The organism is Microcoleus sp. MON1_C5, from assembly GCF_036701875.1.
Lineage (GTDB): Bacteria > Cyanobacteriota > Cyanobacteriia > Cyanobacteriales > Microcoleaceae > Microcoleus.
Map to the genome: position 1 here is coordinate 1 of NZ_JAUBRN010000097.1, position 14,601 is coordinate 14,601.

General features: G+C 45.9%; 10 protein-coding genes and 1 pseudogene. 6 read left to right on the plus strand and 5 right to left on the minus strand.

Annotation, left to right across the window (positions count from 1 at the left end; genetic code table 11):
* Positions 1–87: 87 nt before the first annotated feature.
* Positions 88–488 (plus strand): annotated as a pseudogene (locus QUA71_RS27540) (DUF2127 domain-containing protein).
* A 578-nt stretch (positions 489–1,066) separates the two neighbouring features.
* A complete protein-coding gene (locus tag QUA71_RS27545) occupies positions 1,067–1,267 on the plus strand; it encodes a hypothetical protein (protein WP_333289996.1) in 201 nt (66 codons plus the stop codon).
* Between the two features lie 392 nt (positions 1,268–1,659).
* On the opposite strand, the gene QUA71_RS27550 is transcribed toward QUA71_RS27545, so the two are convergent.
* A complete protein-coding gene (locus QUA71_RS27550; RefSeq protein ID WP_333289998.1) occupies positions 1,660–2,004 on the minus strand; it encodes a DUF4870 domain-containing protein in 345 nt (114 codons plus the stop codon).
* A gap of 102 nt (positions 2,005–2,106) precedes the next feature.
* Here QUA71_RS27550 and prfC point away from each other — a divergent pair, with 102 nt between their 5' ends.
* Positions 2,107–3,735 (plus strand): peptide chain release factor 3, encoded by a 1,629-nt coding sequence (prfC, locus tag QUA71_RS27555; RefSeq protein WP_333290000.1) that lies wholly within the window; start codon positions 2,107–2,109, stop codon positions 3,733–3,735.
* 88 nt (positions 3,736–3,823) lie between these two features.
* Here the strand turns inward: prfC and QUA71_RS27560 are convergent, their stop codons facing one another.
* Together QUA71_RS27560 and QUA71_RS27565 are read right to left on the minus strand one after the other, a co-directional pair.
* On the minus strand, positions 3,824–4,051 hold the full coding sequence (locus QUA71_RS27560) for a type II toxin-antitoxin system RelE/ParE family toxin (protein ID WP_333290002.1): 228 nt from the start codon (positions 4,049–4,051) through the stop codon (positions 3,824–3,826).
* A gap of 95 nt (positions 4,052–4,146) precedes the next feature.
* Positions 4,147–4,410 (minus strand): prevent-host-death protein, encoded by a 264-nt coding sequence (locus tag QUA71_RS27565; RefSeq protein ID WP_333290004.1) that lies wholly within the window; start codon positions 4,408–4,410, stop codon positions 4,147–4,149.
* Between the two features lie 390 nt (positions 4,411–4,800).
* On the opposite strand from QUA71_RS27565, the gene QUA71_RS27570 reads away from it, so the two are divergent.
* Positions 4,801–5,070 carry a hypothetical protein gene (locus QUA71_RS27570; protein WP_333290006.1) on the plus strand — a complete coding sequence of 90 codons (270 nt, stop codon included), beginning with the start codon at positions 4,801–4,803 and terminating at the stop codon, positions 5,068–5,070.
* A gap of 228 nt (positions 5,071–5,298) precedes the next feature.
* On the opposite strand, the gene QUA71_RS27575 is transcribed toward QUA71_RS27570, so the two are convergent.
* Positions 5,299–8,235 carry a hypothetical protein gene (locus tag QUA71_RS27575; protein ID WP_333290008.1) on the minus strand — a complete coding sequence of 979 codons (2,937 nt, stop codon included), beginning with the start codon at positions 8,233–8,235 and terminating at the stop codon, positions 5,299–5,301.
* Positions 8,236–8,535: 300 nt separating this feature from the next.
* Between QUA71_RS27575 and QUA71_RS27580 the strand changes: the two genes are divergently transcribed.
* A complete protein-coding gene (locus QUA71_RS27580) occupies positions 8,536–11,085 on the plus strand; it encodes a zinc metalloprotease HtpX (RefSeq protein ID WP_333290010.1) in 2,550 nt (849 codons plus the stop codon).
* 1,175 nt (positions 11,086–12,260) lie between these two features.
* Positions 12,261–12,830, plus strand: coding sequence for an RNA-binding protein (locus tag QUA71_RS27585; RefSeq protein ID WP_333290012.1), 570 nt, complete (start codon positions 12,261–12,263; stop codon positions 12,828–12,830).
* 341 nt (positions 12,831–13,171) lie between these two features.
* Here QUA71_RS27585 and QUA71_RS27590 read toward each other — a convergent pair whose 3' ends face one another.
* Positions 13,172–14,179: a tellurite resistance TerB family protein gene (locus QUA71_RS27590; RefSeq protein ID WP_333290014.1), complete on the minus strand. Its 1,008-nt coding sequence runs from the start codon at positions 14,177–14,179 to the stop codon at positions 13,172–13,174.
* Positions 14,180–14,601 lie beyond the last annotated feature (422 nt).

Sequence of the window (14,601 nt, forward strand, 5' to 3'; positions counted from 1 at the left end):
TTTTGAGTAACAGCTTGCCGGATATTCAAAGGCAGCTACTTTTGGCTGCAATCATTTTTTAGTCTAAACTACAGTTACAAAACATTTGTGGCTTCCCTCTTGGCAGTAACTTCGATTGCTTTGCTTTTTACATTAAAAAATCATCAAGTCTTAGAAAAAATTTCGCAATCTTATTTGTTAGAAACTAAACTAAAAATTATTGAATTTATCTTAGAAAAACTTCTAATTCTCAACCCTCAGAAATTATTTTTTGGCGGAATTGCCGCAGCACTATATGCAACTTTAACTCCAGTTGAAGCCGTTGGTTTGTGGTACGAAAAAGACTGGGCAAAAATCTTAGTTTTAGTGCTGGTAAGCATCAGTATACCCCTGAAATATATGAATTAGTTCACGGGGTCACGGTACTTAAGTTAGCGGTATTTATCACAAATGTAGCCATCTTCTGGTATTTGCTCCACCATTGGCCGAAGCATGGTAAAGGAGCTTAAAGTTTTGATTATTCAGAGGAAACTCACTTGATTTTATAAATGTCAGCATTTTCCATTTTAATTTCATAAAACGGCTGCTCAGTCAAATAAAAACCTCAATCTTTACAAAAATTTTGTGATTGTAAAGATTCGATAAAGCTACGAGGGGTTATACCCCCTATGAGTTATACTGACATATATATAGATGCACCCTGATGGCTTTCCCGTTCCACAAGAGCGGGATTTTTATTGGAAAAATATTGTATTAAGTTTTAAGACTCCTGGTGGAGATAGAATTGCTGGAACATTTCCATAAAACGATCGCCAGATGCAAAAATAGCACAGCTAAAGCAAAAACGATGGTTCGGAGCGATCGAACATCCGCCCTAACTCCGCGAAATAACCCAAAGGCGGTAGCATAGTTTGGGAAGCGGCATCAAATGAAGATGAACTTAGCCTCAGCAACAGCCCTGCAATAGGGCGAAGACACCATTGCGACTTTAGGCAGATGAGGGTTCGGCATCACTTACCGAGCTAACCACATTCATTTAAACTGAGATGTTGCACCATTTTCAATTACTTGTTTAGGAACAGGCAAGATGCCTGTTCCACAAGAGATGAATTTTATTGTGGAACAGGCATCTTGCCTGTTCTTGACAATGGTGCAAGATGTAAGTTTAAACAGAGATGTTGTACCATTTTCAATGCCAAAGATAAGCTGTGCATTTAAATTGTGTGTTGAAGGCGGGCTGTCCGGGCAACCCCACAAGAGTGAAAGTTTATTTGACCATGCAATTTAAAGGCGGATTAGCTTAACAGCTAGAATTAATCGTTGATTTTGCTCTAATTTTTGAAGTTTTATGGATTAAGAAGATTGAGTTCATGATGTTAGTTCAATTTTCAGCAAGCCCCAACTGAATGATGCTTAGTTAGACAAAATTTTAATTTTTGTTACTAAATCTTGTCTCCGATACAGCGGTTCTCAAAAAAGTGCCCTATGCCCTATGCCCTATGCCCTATGCCCTACAGTACCTCATCTTTCTGATAAAGGGTATAATCAACCCTCTTTGTCACTTAAGCAGTGTATTGGCCAGTTGGGGGTAACGAATGTGGGTTAGAAAACAATTAAAAACCCGGTTTCTTCTTAAAGAAATCGGGTTGTTGAAATCGATGGTGAAGCGCGATTTGCTGTCTAAACTATGCGGAAAATAAAAGGGTAGCGGTAAGGTTGGTTAGGATCTTGCAAAACGTGGAGGATAGCCATTATTGTCAGTCCCCAGTGCAGCAGATAACCTAGGGGCACTAGGATAATGCCAGCAAGACCGAAAGTGACGACACTTAACACCACAATCACGATGCTGTAAAGCCATACATTAAGGTGAAAATTGATCGCTTCTGTGGCATTTTCTTTGACAACGGGGTCATCTGATACTAACAATACAGCGATCGGCGCTCCGATCGAGAACAGTAACGTGCTGAAAAAAATCGCCCCGTGGCACACCAGTGATAGCAGCTTTCGCTTGTCCGAGTCGTACATATTATTTTTCTTCCTTGACTTTAGTGATAATTTTACCTTTAATAGCAACTGTAGCACAGGCTATAATGGCGATCGGGTGATGATTCCCCTACCTAATTTGTAATGACCACTGAACTCGAAACTGAACTGCTAACTGCTGTTGAGCGCCGGCGCAACTTTGCTATTATCTCGCACCCCGACGCTGGTAAAACTACTTTGACAGAAAAGCTGCTGCTGTACGGAGGTGCAATTCACGAAGCAGGTTCTGTGAAAGCGCGGCGGGCTCAGCGACACGCTACCTCTGACTGGATGGCGATGGAACAGCAGCGGGGAATTTCTATTACTTCTACTGTTTTGCAGTTTGAGTATAAAAAATATCACATTAATCTGCTCGATACTCCGGGACACCAAGATTTTAGCGAAGATACTTATCGAACTCTGGCGGCGGCTGACAATGCGGTGATGCTTGAGGATGCTGCTAAGGGTTTGGAACCGCAAACTCGGAAGTTATTTGAAGTTTGTAAGCTGCGAAGTTTGCCTATTTTTACTTTCTTTAATAAGCTCGATCGCCCTAGCAGAGAACCTTTGGATTTGTTGGACGAAATTGAGAAGGAATTGGGGTTGCAGACTTATCCGGTAAATTGGCCCATAGGTACGGGCGATCGCTTTAAAGGTGTTTTCGATCGCAGAGGGCGCAAAATTCACTTATTCGAGCGGACTCAACACGGTTCTCGCGCTGCTGTTGATACTGTCATCGAATTGGGCGATCCGCGCATTGAAGATTTGTTGGAACAAGACCTTTACTATCAGCTCAAAGAAGAGTTAGAACTGCTGGATGAGTTAGGAACTGAACTCGATTTAGACTCCGTTCGGGCAGGAAAAATGACGCCTGTTTTCTTTGGCAGCGCCATGAGCAATTTTGGGGTCGAACTGTTTTTAGATGCGTTTTTAGATTACGCGATGAAGCCGATCGCCCGCAAGAGCACCGCCGGAGACTTGCCGCCAACTTATGAAGATTTTACCGGGTTTGTGTTTAAATTGCAAGCGAATATGGACCCGAGACACCGCGATCGGGTGGCGTTTATTCGGGTTTGTACGGGCAAGTTTGAAAAGGACATGAACGTGACTCACGCTCGCAGTGGTAAAACGGTGCGTTTGTCAAGGCCTCAAAAGTTATTTGCTCAGGATCGCGAGTCGATCGAAGTTGCGTATCCCGGCGATGTGATCGGTTTGAACAATCCGGGAGTATTTGCGATCGGCGATACTATTTACACTGGTCAAAAACTGGAATATGAAGGGATTCCCTGTTTTTCTCCCGAACTTTTTGCTTTTTTGAGAAATCCCAATCCTTCTAAGTTTAAGCAGTTCCGCAAAGGCGTTTCGGAGTTGCAGGAAGAAGGCGCAGTGCAAATTATGTACTCGGTTGATGAGTCGAAACGCGAGCCTATTTTGGCGGCTGTGGGACAGTTGCAATTTGAAGTTGTGCAGTTCAGAATGCAGTCGGAATATAATGTGGAAACGACGATCGATATGTTGCCTTACAGTGTAGCTCGTTGGGTTGACGGCGGTTGGGATGCGCTGGAAAAAGTTGGGCGGCTGTTTAATACGGTGACGGTGAAAGATACTTGGGGAAGGCCGGTTTTGCTGTTTAGAAATGAGTGGAATTGCCGGCAGGTGGAAGGGGAGCATCCTGTGTTGAAGTTAAATGCGATCGCCCCTGTGGTTTCTGGTTTGGCTGTTAGCGAGGAGTGAGATTACCGCAGGCAAAGGACACAACACTGTTGTGTCCCTACAAATGATATTTATTCGGCTTAAATACGCCGGATATAAGAAGTTACAATCAGGGCTCTAACAGTTTTTCTAAGATGGTGTAAATGTCTTTTTTGTCACCATCTTTACGTCTCCCTAGTCCCACGACAACAACTAGAACTCGATGTTGTTCGACTTGATAAACTATACGATAGCGCTGTCCAACAGCTCGGATGCTGCGAAATCCTGATAGGTTATCTACAAGGGCTTTGCCTTGCTTTTGTGGTTCAACTTTTAGTTGATCAATGCGATCGCGCAATTTTTCCTGTTATCGTCGATCTTTGACGGCCTCCAACATTTCCAGTGCCAGTGGCGTAAGCTGGATCTCATATTCGATCGCATTTTCTTCGTGATTCATAGTCCCAATTTTGCTTTGGCATTTTCCCAGGAAATAGTTTCGCCTTGGCGGGCTTGGGTGATGCTTTGGCGCAATTTGGTAACGAATTCTGTATCGGTGAGAATATCTAAGGTTTCTAACAGTTCAGTCAAATGCGTGTAGCTCATTGCAGCCATAACGGGAACGCCATCTTGAGTGATGATGATAGGCTCATGGATAAGTTCTTGGGGTAGGTTTGGAAGCTGCTGCTGTGCTTGGGCAATGGTGAGTCGTTTGGACATGGTTGTACTAAAGCAACATTACTTTTAATTTAGCATTTCGGCCCAACTAACTGGTTTCCAGCCGCTGACGCTGGTAACGAGTAAATCCACAATCTAAGATTCAAAATCTAAAATCCAAAATCGATTGACGGCGGCCCCCATCTGCGGCTAGGCTTTGAAGTGAGAGGTTGCTTGCTTGTAGAGGAGGCAGCCCGCGTCGCCCAAAAATCTAGTTGCACTGCCCAAAGCTGCGCTAACAGCAATGGACAGCTAACCGCCAAACTGGGACTAGCAGTCTGGAGGCTAACGGAGTATCTTAACATCCTCTGTAGCCGCCCTGCTATGTGTTGAAATGCGGGGCGGCTGGGTTTTTGGGTTTTTCTAGAAAACCCAAAACCAGGAGAACATATTATGTCACAGGAATTCGTGCCTGACGACAACAAATCCCAATGCCCAAATGACGACTCAGCAGCAGTATGCGAACAGGAAGTGGTGCTGTTAACGGTTGTCGGTTCGCCCAAAGGTGTCAGGGAAACCATACTCACTTTGTACCGACTGGGATTTGCAGAAGTGGGCGATTGGAGTCCCGTACAGCGCGCGACTAATCCGAAGCAGGTGATGAGCGTGCTGATCCGTCGGAAGCGGGCTGACAGTGCACCGCCGAGACAATCTGGGCGGTAAGCTGCAAGGTTAAATAGCTAAATTCGAGGGCGGGCCTTTAACGCTCAGCCCTGAGTCCGGCAGGGGTTGAAACCCCTGCCTCAAAGCTAAAGTCCTCTGAAGAGGACTGAAGAATTCATTAGTCCTCTTTAGAGGACTTTTGCTAAAAGCCCCGTGGAATTCATTCCCTGGCGGGCTTTCGGTTTAAGGCAGGGAATGAATGCCGCGTTTTTACTCGTTGCGATCGAGCTAACTGCTGACAGTATCGTCACCCAAATTATCCAGAATTTCTTGCAGCGAATCGCGCCAAGTGCGAAGGCGCTCGTTGTTAGGAGCAATGGCTAAAGATCGATTCCACATTTCCCGTGCCTCTTGCCAATTCTTGAGTGCTTCCTGTTGGTCAGATAATTTTGCTTGCAAATCACCTAGACCTCGCAGCGCAATCCCTTTGTTGTTGAGAGCAGCGATAGAATCCGGTGCAATAAGTAAAGCATAATTCAAGGCTACGATCGCCTCAAAGTAAGACTGTTTTGCAGCCTCAAATTCACTTAGCTTTGCTTGCAATTCACCCAGACCTCGCAGCGCATTCCCTTTGTTGTTGAGAACACCAATATCATCCGGTGCAATAAGAAAAACAGAATTCAAGGCCGCGACCGCCTCAAAGTAAGACTGTTTTGCAGCCTCAAATTCACTTAGCTTTGCTTGCAATTCACCCAGACTTTGCAGCGCATTCCCTTTGTTGTGGAGAGCAGCGATATCATTCGGTGCAATAAGTAAAGCAGAATTACAGGCAGCGATCGCTTCAAAGTAAGACTGTTTTGCAGCCTCAAATTCACTTAGGATTGCTTGTAATTCACCCAGACTTCGCAGCGCATTCCCTTTGTTTTTGAGAGCAGCGATATCATCCGGTGCAATAAGTAAAGCAGAATTACAGGCAGCGATCGCTTCAAAGTAAGACTGTTTGGCCACCTCAAATTCACTTAGGATTGCTTGCAAATTACCCAGACGTAGTAGCGCAATCCCTTTGCTGTTGAGAGCACAGATATAATCCGGTGCAATCAGCAAAGCAGAATTACAGGCTGCGATCGCCTCAAAGTAAGACTGTTTTGCTGCCTCAAATTCACTGAGCTCTGCTTGCAATTTACCCAGACGTAGTAGCCCAATCCCTTTGCTGTTGAGAACACAGATATAATCCGGTACAATAAGTAAAGCAGAATTACAGGCAGCGAGCGCCTCAAAGTAAGACTGTTTTGCCGCCTCAAATTCACTTAGCTTTGCTTGCAATTTACCCAGACTTTGCAGGGCATTCCCTTTGTTGTTGAGAGCATTGATATCATCCGGTGCAATAAGTAAAGCAGAATTATAGGCTGCAACTGCCTCTAAATATTCTTGTTTTGCCTCTACATATCGAGCAAACTGAGCATAGTAATCTCCCTCCGATCGCGAAACTCTACCAAGCCAATAATCACTTTTAATCCACAACTCATCTCTAACTTCCAGCAGCGCCTCGCATTCCTTATAGCGACTCTTTCTCAAAGCTTCATCAAACACCTCTTTCCATTCTTCTACACCCCGCTGCCAATCCAAGCGATTAGCATGAAAAATTGCCTCCGCCGGATTCCCCACTTCTCGGTAATGCTGCTCTAAAATTTCATGAGCTTTGCGAGTTTTCGGATTATCCCGATCGGCATCCAAACGCCGCAATAAATCGTGAATCCGATACCAGTTATCCCCCCGCTTATGCGATTTCCACACAAAGGAAAAACCCGTCAACATCTCAAAATTTGCACTGCTTGCCTGGAAGTGGCAACCAGCTCCCAATTTTACGTACAAATCATCATCAAAAGCGCGGCTAGCACTCAGCGAATGCACGGCCGATCGCACTTCGCGATCGACATAACTCAGCAACCGATCTGTTAATTCCGCAGTCTTGTTTTCCAACTTCGGAATCCGCGCAAAATCCGACGAAATCAACTCAATTCCCCGCCTTCTTTCTGCCAGCACCGCATCCGCGCACAAACCCAAATAAAACGGATGTACCTGCAAATTCTCCCAATTATCAGCGGGATTGACGCTGGCATATTTAATTACCGCATCTGCCAAATCTGCCTTGTCAATCTTCACTTTGTGCAAGTAATCCCTCGCATCATCCGGCGACAAATGCCACACCAATTGTGCATCTATATAATCTGCGGGAATGGGAAACCTTGACGCATTCTGCCACCGCAATTGCGTCACCGGACACTCTCGCCCCGCCACAACAACTACAATCCCCAAGTTGTAATCCAATGCCCTCAACAACCGCCGAAACCACTCATCTTGATACCAAAAAGTTGCGCCTTGAGAATTGCGTTTTTCATCCCACATTTTCTCGTGAGTATCGAACAGCATCACGAGGCGATCGGGTTTATTTTTGCCAGCCATTGCCGCATTCAAATCCCCAGCAAACAATTTCGGCAAATTGTCGCTTAACTCAGTATCAATATCTAGACGGCGAATTTCCTCCGCCTTTTCATCGCTGACGCCCAAGCGATTTTGAATTAATTTCATTGCCCGCTTAATCCCGCCGAATTTATCTATCCCTTTCAGCACAGCTACAGCTTGCGCCACCACCGGAAAATCTGCAAAAGTTTCAACTATAGGTACCATCAATTCCGCCACATCATCGGGAAAAAGTTGGTTTAGAGTGGCCTGTGATTCGCCTTTGTTCAGCAAATACCAAAAGCAAGCAAAGTCATAATTGGGAAATTTAAATTTATATTTCTTAGTTTCTGCTGCCAAATTTCGGCGCAGCATCAGCAAGCCGTAAAATCTATCTTGCGGTTTATCTTCTTTAATCGGTATCAATCCGAAATCGTGCCTGACTACGGGTATGGGAGTATAGGTTTTAGGTTCAGCGTGGCGGACGAAATCAGCAACTTCAGCGGCTTGTGATTCTGGGAGTGCGCGCAATTGTTGCCAAACCTGCGGCGAAAATCTTTTGCAGCAGTGAAACTGCAAGTGTTTTAGCAGCAATGACTTGCCGTTGCCTCCATCGCCGTAAAAATACAAAATTTGTTCGCGGGGCGGGTCTTCGTTTAAATAAAAGGCAAATCGGCGGGTAAATTCGTGTCTGTCGGTGAAGAGCTGGAGTTTGCGATCGTCGCTAATAGATTCGCTTTCAAAATCTTCGTCGTCAATTGGCATAAATGTGCGGGTGAGGTGTAATTTAATTATAAGCAAAAATTAGATGGGTTCGGTGATTGAAATCTCGTCTCCACAAACTTTAGTTTCTATCGCTTGAGACTAAGAGAGCAAGGAAGTATTTAACCACTAATTGGCATAATTCTTCAGTCCTCTTTAGAGGACTTTAGCTTTGAGGCAGGGGTTTAAACCCCTGCCGGATCGTGGCGATCGTGCAATATCTGAGAAACAAATAATTTTAGTGAAATTATTTAAGTACCTTGCGCCAAAGGTTGCAACAATTGGTGACAGAGAAATAGAGCTGTGTTAGAACAGCTATCGATCGACCAGCCAAGCTATCTTAGAAAGGACGCTAGCGAAAGCACAGTCATGGCACCTTCCACTAATCCAAATCCGGCGGATTCATCTGCAAAACAGTCTCTAGAGGCTGGGCTAGCAGCTTTGAAACAGCAGGATTACCCCACCGCGATCGCCCTTTTAGAATCCGTTACCCAAACCGCAGCTAATCAACCGTCGGGAATCCGCGCGCAGATGGGTTTGGTGGCTGCATACAAAGCAACCGGTAACGTGAAAGAGGCGATCGCCCTGTGCTCTTCCCTCGCCAAAAGTCCTAACTCTCAAGTCAAAACTTGGGCCGATCGCGCTTTAAAAGAATTAACCCCCCCTCGCCCCCCAAAACCACCGGAAAATAAACCAAAATCCGCAGAAACTCCCCCCGAAACAGGCTTTGTCGCCTTTGATGCCGGAACTAAATCGCCGAAAAAATCGCTTGGGGGCGATCGACCGACCGCCGATAAAAAAACAGGATTTTTACCTTTAGAGCCGACTGCCGCGCCTGGAAACGCCAAATCGAAACCGATTTACCCGCCACCTCCACCCCCCACAAGCCCGACTTCTGAACCGGAAAACTCGACCGAAACCGCACCCGATACAGAAATTAGCGGCGAAAAGAGTTCCGGTTCCCCAACAGATATCCCCGGAGTCGCCAGCCCAGATACTTACCAACTCACTTGGCGCGAAGCTGGGCGCGCGAAAAGCCCCCGCCCCCTCAAACCGCTGAAGTTGCTGGAGTTTCGGCTGCAAGCCGTTGCAAGTGCGATCGCCCTATTTTTCCTAGCCCGGTTTGTCCTGCAATTCCTGCTGACAAACACTAATTCTCTGTTGGTTCAGCTTTACATATTCACTAGACTGCCTATTTTCGCGCCGATTCAGCTTTTTTACCGCGATCCAACTCCGTTTGTTCAGATGGTTTTTGGATTGCTTTTGGCCTCGTCTCCCTGGCTGATAGACGCGCTGCTGAAACTGTTTTGCGGCGTCGAAACTCTGCGCGGGTCAGTTTTATCGAAGCACAGCAAGGAAGCTAGTCGCGTATTGCGAAGTTTTTGTACCAAGCAAAATATGCCGGTGCCGGTGCTGAAACTCTTGCCGCTGAATGTTCCTGTAGCTTTCAGTTACGGCTGTTTGCCCCGTTTGGCTCGGATTGCGGTGAGTCGCGGGCTGTTGGAACAATTGACGGATGATGAAATTGCCACTATTTTCGCGCGGGAGTTGGGCCATATCTCTCACTGGGATTTTGCGCCGATGTCCCTGGCGCTGCTGGTGATTCAGATTCCTTACCTGATTTATTGGCAGGTCGCGCACTGGCAAGAGCGGTTGTGTGATTTAATGACGATCGAGTTTTTGCGTTCTGCTGTCAAATTTGTGGCCGCTGCAATTTCTGCTACCAGTTACGGGATTTATAAGTTGTTCAGGTGGCCGATGTTGTGGGTGTCGCGCCGCAGAGTGTATTTTAGCGATCGCACTGCTGCTGAAATTACGGGCAATCCTAACGGTTTGACGCGGGCACTGGCTAAAATTGCGATCGGCATTGCTGATAATATCGAACAGCAAAAACAAACTAGCTTTTTCCTCGAAAGTTTCGATCTATTGTTACCCGTAGGTGTTGGACAAGCTGTAACCCTTGGTTCTGCTGCATTACACGCGCCGCTGGAACAGATTTTGCTGTGGGATGTCAGCAATCGGGAGCGCAACTGGTTGACGGTTAACAGGGCGCATCCTTTGCTGGGAGAGCGTTTGAAGCTGTTGGCCCTCTATGCTCAATTTTGGCAACTGGAGACTGAGTTAGATTTGGCAGACGCGGGAGTGCCAGAACAACCCAGGAAAGGAAAATTCTCTTTGTTTAAGTCAATACTCGAATTTAAAGATTCAAAACTATTTTTACAGGGTGCGCCGTTTTTTGGAATTCCGATGAGTTTGGCGATAGTCGGCGTGCTTTGGCTGATTGGCGGGATTTTTTCGAGGACGAGTATCTGGCAGTTGGATTGGCTTTGGGGCGATCGATCGATTATTTGGGGCTGTTTGCCGATCGGATTTAGCATCGGTACTTTGATGCGGATCAATTATTTCTTCCCGGATATTATACCGCGAGAAACCGCTTCGCCGAGTTTGCCGGAAATTTTGTCAAATCCCGAGAGTTTGCCGTTGGATGCTGAACCGGTGCGGTTGGAAGGGCAACTTTTGGGTCGATCGGGTATGAATAATTGGCTGGGACAAGATTTGATTTTGCAAACGGCGACGGGTTTGGTGAGGTTGCACCATGTTTCGAGGTTTGGCTACATTGGCTCTTTGTGGCCATTTTTGTTCAAAGAGACTACTCGCCCTAGCGATTTGATCGGAACATCTGTTGTGGCGACTGGTTGGCTGCGCCGGGGTGCTACTGTGGCGATCGACCTTGAAAGTCTCCGCAGTCAAGGAGGGAGGGTTAGTGACAGCGGACATCCGATTTGGTCTGCGATTTTGGCTTTTGCTGCTGCTTTTTGGGGCGCATACATCATTATCCAAGGCCCAAGGTGAGCAATAGTTGTCCGATTGTGGTGTGAATCGCTCTCAACGCGCAGCCAGGATTAGTTTTGAGTTAAACAGCGGAGGGGCGATACTCTACGAGGGCTTCGCTAACGATGTTCTTGGTGCTAGTGGCGCACCCTACACTCCATTAGTGTCAACTTAAGCCTGAAGCCATGTCAAAATCAGGGTTGTAGCCGAGTCTAGATCCCCCTAAATCCCCCTTAAGAAGGGGGACTTTGATAAGACTCTTGTCCCCCCCTTCTTAAGGGGGGCTAGGGGGGATCTAGGGTTAATAGTCAAAGAGCAGCCTGTGACAGGGTTTGACGTTAAGTTGACACCAATGACTACAGTCTTCTTCCTTCTTCCTTCTTCCGTCATAAAGAAAAGTTGCTTTTTTGCCAGCACTCTGTTACATTAGTTTACATAAATTGGATTGAACCAAATAGCGCGATAACTTCAGTTGGCTAAAATCGATAAGGCATTGCGTAAAAATTGTCAACATCCCAACACAGCAAGTACAGCCAGCCGCTTGTCGGCTGTTTTTTTTCGACCGCTATTTTTGCTGTGCGGGATGAATTCTCAAAAGTGATTCAGATGTGGTTTGCGTTAAATTCAGACTGAAATCTTCCTAAATAACTAGCTCTGTTACCAAGGCTGTGATACCTTTAAAGAATGCTCGGACTCTGCCGGGCCGGATTTAAGGGATACCGGGTAAGTGAGTAGTTCTCAGCATTAGGAGCGAGATTAGGATCGAGGTAAGATTACTGGCTGAAAAAATGTTAGCCATTTTATCCATCACTGTATTAAACTGAATACTGGCATTCCGATCGCTTGCAATTGACATCCTTGGACATAAATTTCGAGACGGCGCTGGCTATAAACATTCTGAATCAAAACCGGAAGCAAGTAATACAGAATAGCCAATAGCCTAAACATTTGAGTGATGACTAAAAGTTTACACAACAACCTGAGATTTAAAAGCTCTCTGCATCGGCGGTTAAGTTCCGGCCTTATCAGAGTAAATCATCTTTTTGTTCTAAAAGGTGGGGGGAGCTGTCAAGGTTGGTGGGAGGAATGCGCCAATTATCGGGTTATGTGGTGTTTGCCTGAAGTCAATATTCAGTTGACTTGAGGTAATTCTGTTCGAGCAAATTAATTAAAATCCAAGTCGGGAGGACTTTTTCATGTCTATTCGTCTTTATGTTGGCAATCTACCCAAGGAACTCGATCGCCAAGAATTGCAAGAAGTTTTTGCACCGGAGGGCGAATCTGTTACCACAAAGGTAATTACAGACCGCAAAACTGGTAAATGCAGAGGCTTCGGTTTTGTGACGGTGCTAACCGACGAACAAGCCGACCAAGTTATTGAGAAATACAATGGCTTGATGTTCAAAGAAAACCCGCTGAAAATAGAAAAGGCATTGCCCCGTTCTAAGGGTAAATCTGAAAAGGGCGAAGACGATCAGCAGCAGTCGCCGCCGTCACCGCAGTTGGTGTCGGCATCGGCCTCTGTGCCTATGCCTGTGCCTGCGCCGCAGCAACAGCAGCGCTCGGCTTCGGCTCCTCCTACCCAAGGTGGAGGCGGTTCCAGCAAAAGCAATCGCCGTCGGGGTGACAATAACAAGTCTCGCCGCAATCAGTCAGCAACAACGGTGTCGAGCGCTGATTCCGGCTCGGTGCAGCCAGATCCGCGCTGGGCGAGTGCTCTGGAAGAACTCAAGCAAAGATTGGTGGAAGCTCAGACTACTAATTAGTCGAAAATGGCGGCTAATTGCTGCTGTCTCTCGACTGTGGTTGACTGAATGTATCTGCAAGTGCGATCGAGAATGGGTCAAAAAACCCTGTTCTCGATCGCACTCTTTTATAGTAAAAAAACCTCTAATATCTAGCAGTGCGGTAAAATAAGCGCGATCGGGCAAGTAATGAAAACTCAAGTCTTCACTACCCACCAGTTGGATTTTGGTCGATCGACCGGACACGATATCATATCCTGAGAATGGTTGGCAAAAAAACCCGGTTTCTCTGAAAATATAGGGTTGAGGAGCGAGACATCTAGAAAGAAACCAGGTTTTTAGCCCGTCTAAACAAGTCCTCTTTATTCGATTGGCCCGAATTCGATTGTCTCAATAAACTCAAAAATCTTGTTCATAATTCCCTCAACTTCAGACTCCAGGGAACCCAATTCATCCCCCTCCTGATAAATTCGCTGACAGCTTACCGTGTAGCAAAAATCGTCAGCAATAAAAGCCATAAGTCCCCGGTAAGCATCCAACCGAGTCAGAGGGCCCTCGTTTTTCTGCACGCTGAGAGTTGCACCGGCAGGCAAATCTAAAACTACGAAATAAGCTTCTTCATCTTCTAAATATTCTGCGTGGAGTAACTTAGAATTGGGAACATTAGCAAGAATTGCCTGAGAAACAAAATTGTCGAGAAAAGACTTGAGATAACCTTCCTCGCCAACCGACTCGATTGTTTCTTCTACTTCACCAAGAACAGGGAAATAATCAATTTTCAGCAAAACGCCAAAGTCGTCTGAAAATGCGACACAGCCTTCTTGGTCATCAATTTTACCGCCTCGTTGATCGTCAACTGGAACGGGAACGCTAAAATTGCCTTCAGGAGATACGTACCATGCCGCATCGAAATCAGACTCTTCGCCCTCTACTTCCGAGTAAGCAGCAATTACATCCTCAATAATTTCCGCAGCTTCCTCGTCTTCCACACCTAATGCTTGCTGGAATTCTTGGAGGAAAGCCTCGTGCTTCTGGGATATTTCCCCATCTGCGACAAACATTGCTGCTGTTATTGCAAAAGTATCCAACACTAACTCATCTGGCATGGATTCCCAAGCAGTATTAAATAATGCTCCTAAACCGTCTTGGGCAACAATACCGGCGAGTCTTTGAAACATTGCTGACATATCATCTTCCGAGTATTCAGCAAATATTTCTGATTCCCAAAGTATGCTTTCTAAGATATCAGCATCCGTGTCAGGGGAATTTGCCTCTGCTGCGACAAGTGCTACCGCTGCTACGGATTCTTCTAAAGTTAAGCTTGCTTCGGATTGGTCTTCTGAACTGAATATTTTATCAAACTTGCCCACAGGTTTTGCCCCGCTAGTGTTTAGTTTTGCTATTCATAGCAAATTTATGACATAAAAAGATAGTCGTCAGGGATACATTTACTTTTTGCAAAATGCCGCCAGTCAATGTAGGGTGCGTCTAGCCTTACACCTTACCACTGGTGAATATAAAATCTCCAATTAATTTACCAAGGACTGCCAATTATTGTGAATCCGGCCCAAAACTTCGGGCGTGAGAAATCTGCATTTGGTACTTGTGCCGATTGAGTAAGGTCGATCGCGCCTTGAGTTCCCCGCAATTGACCGTTTTTAATTAAAATTTGTTTGTGGATCCTTGCCAGTTGAGCTTTTCTGAGCGCTTCAGCTTTAACCCTCTTTTGTCACTCTACGCAGAGGAAAACGTGCCATAAGGGATATTGAGGTTTTGAAAAATTGAACGAGTT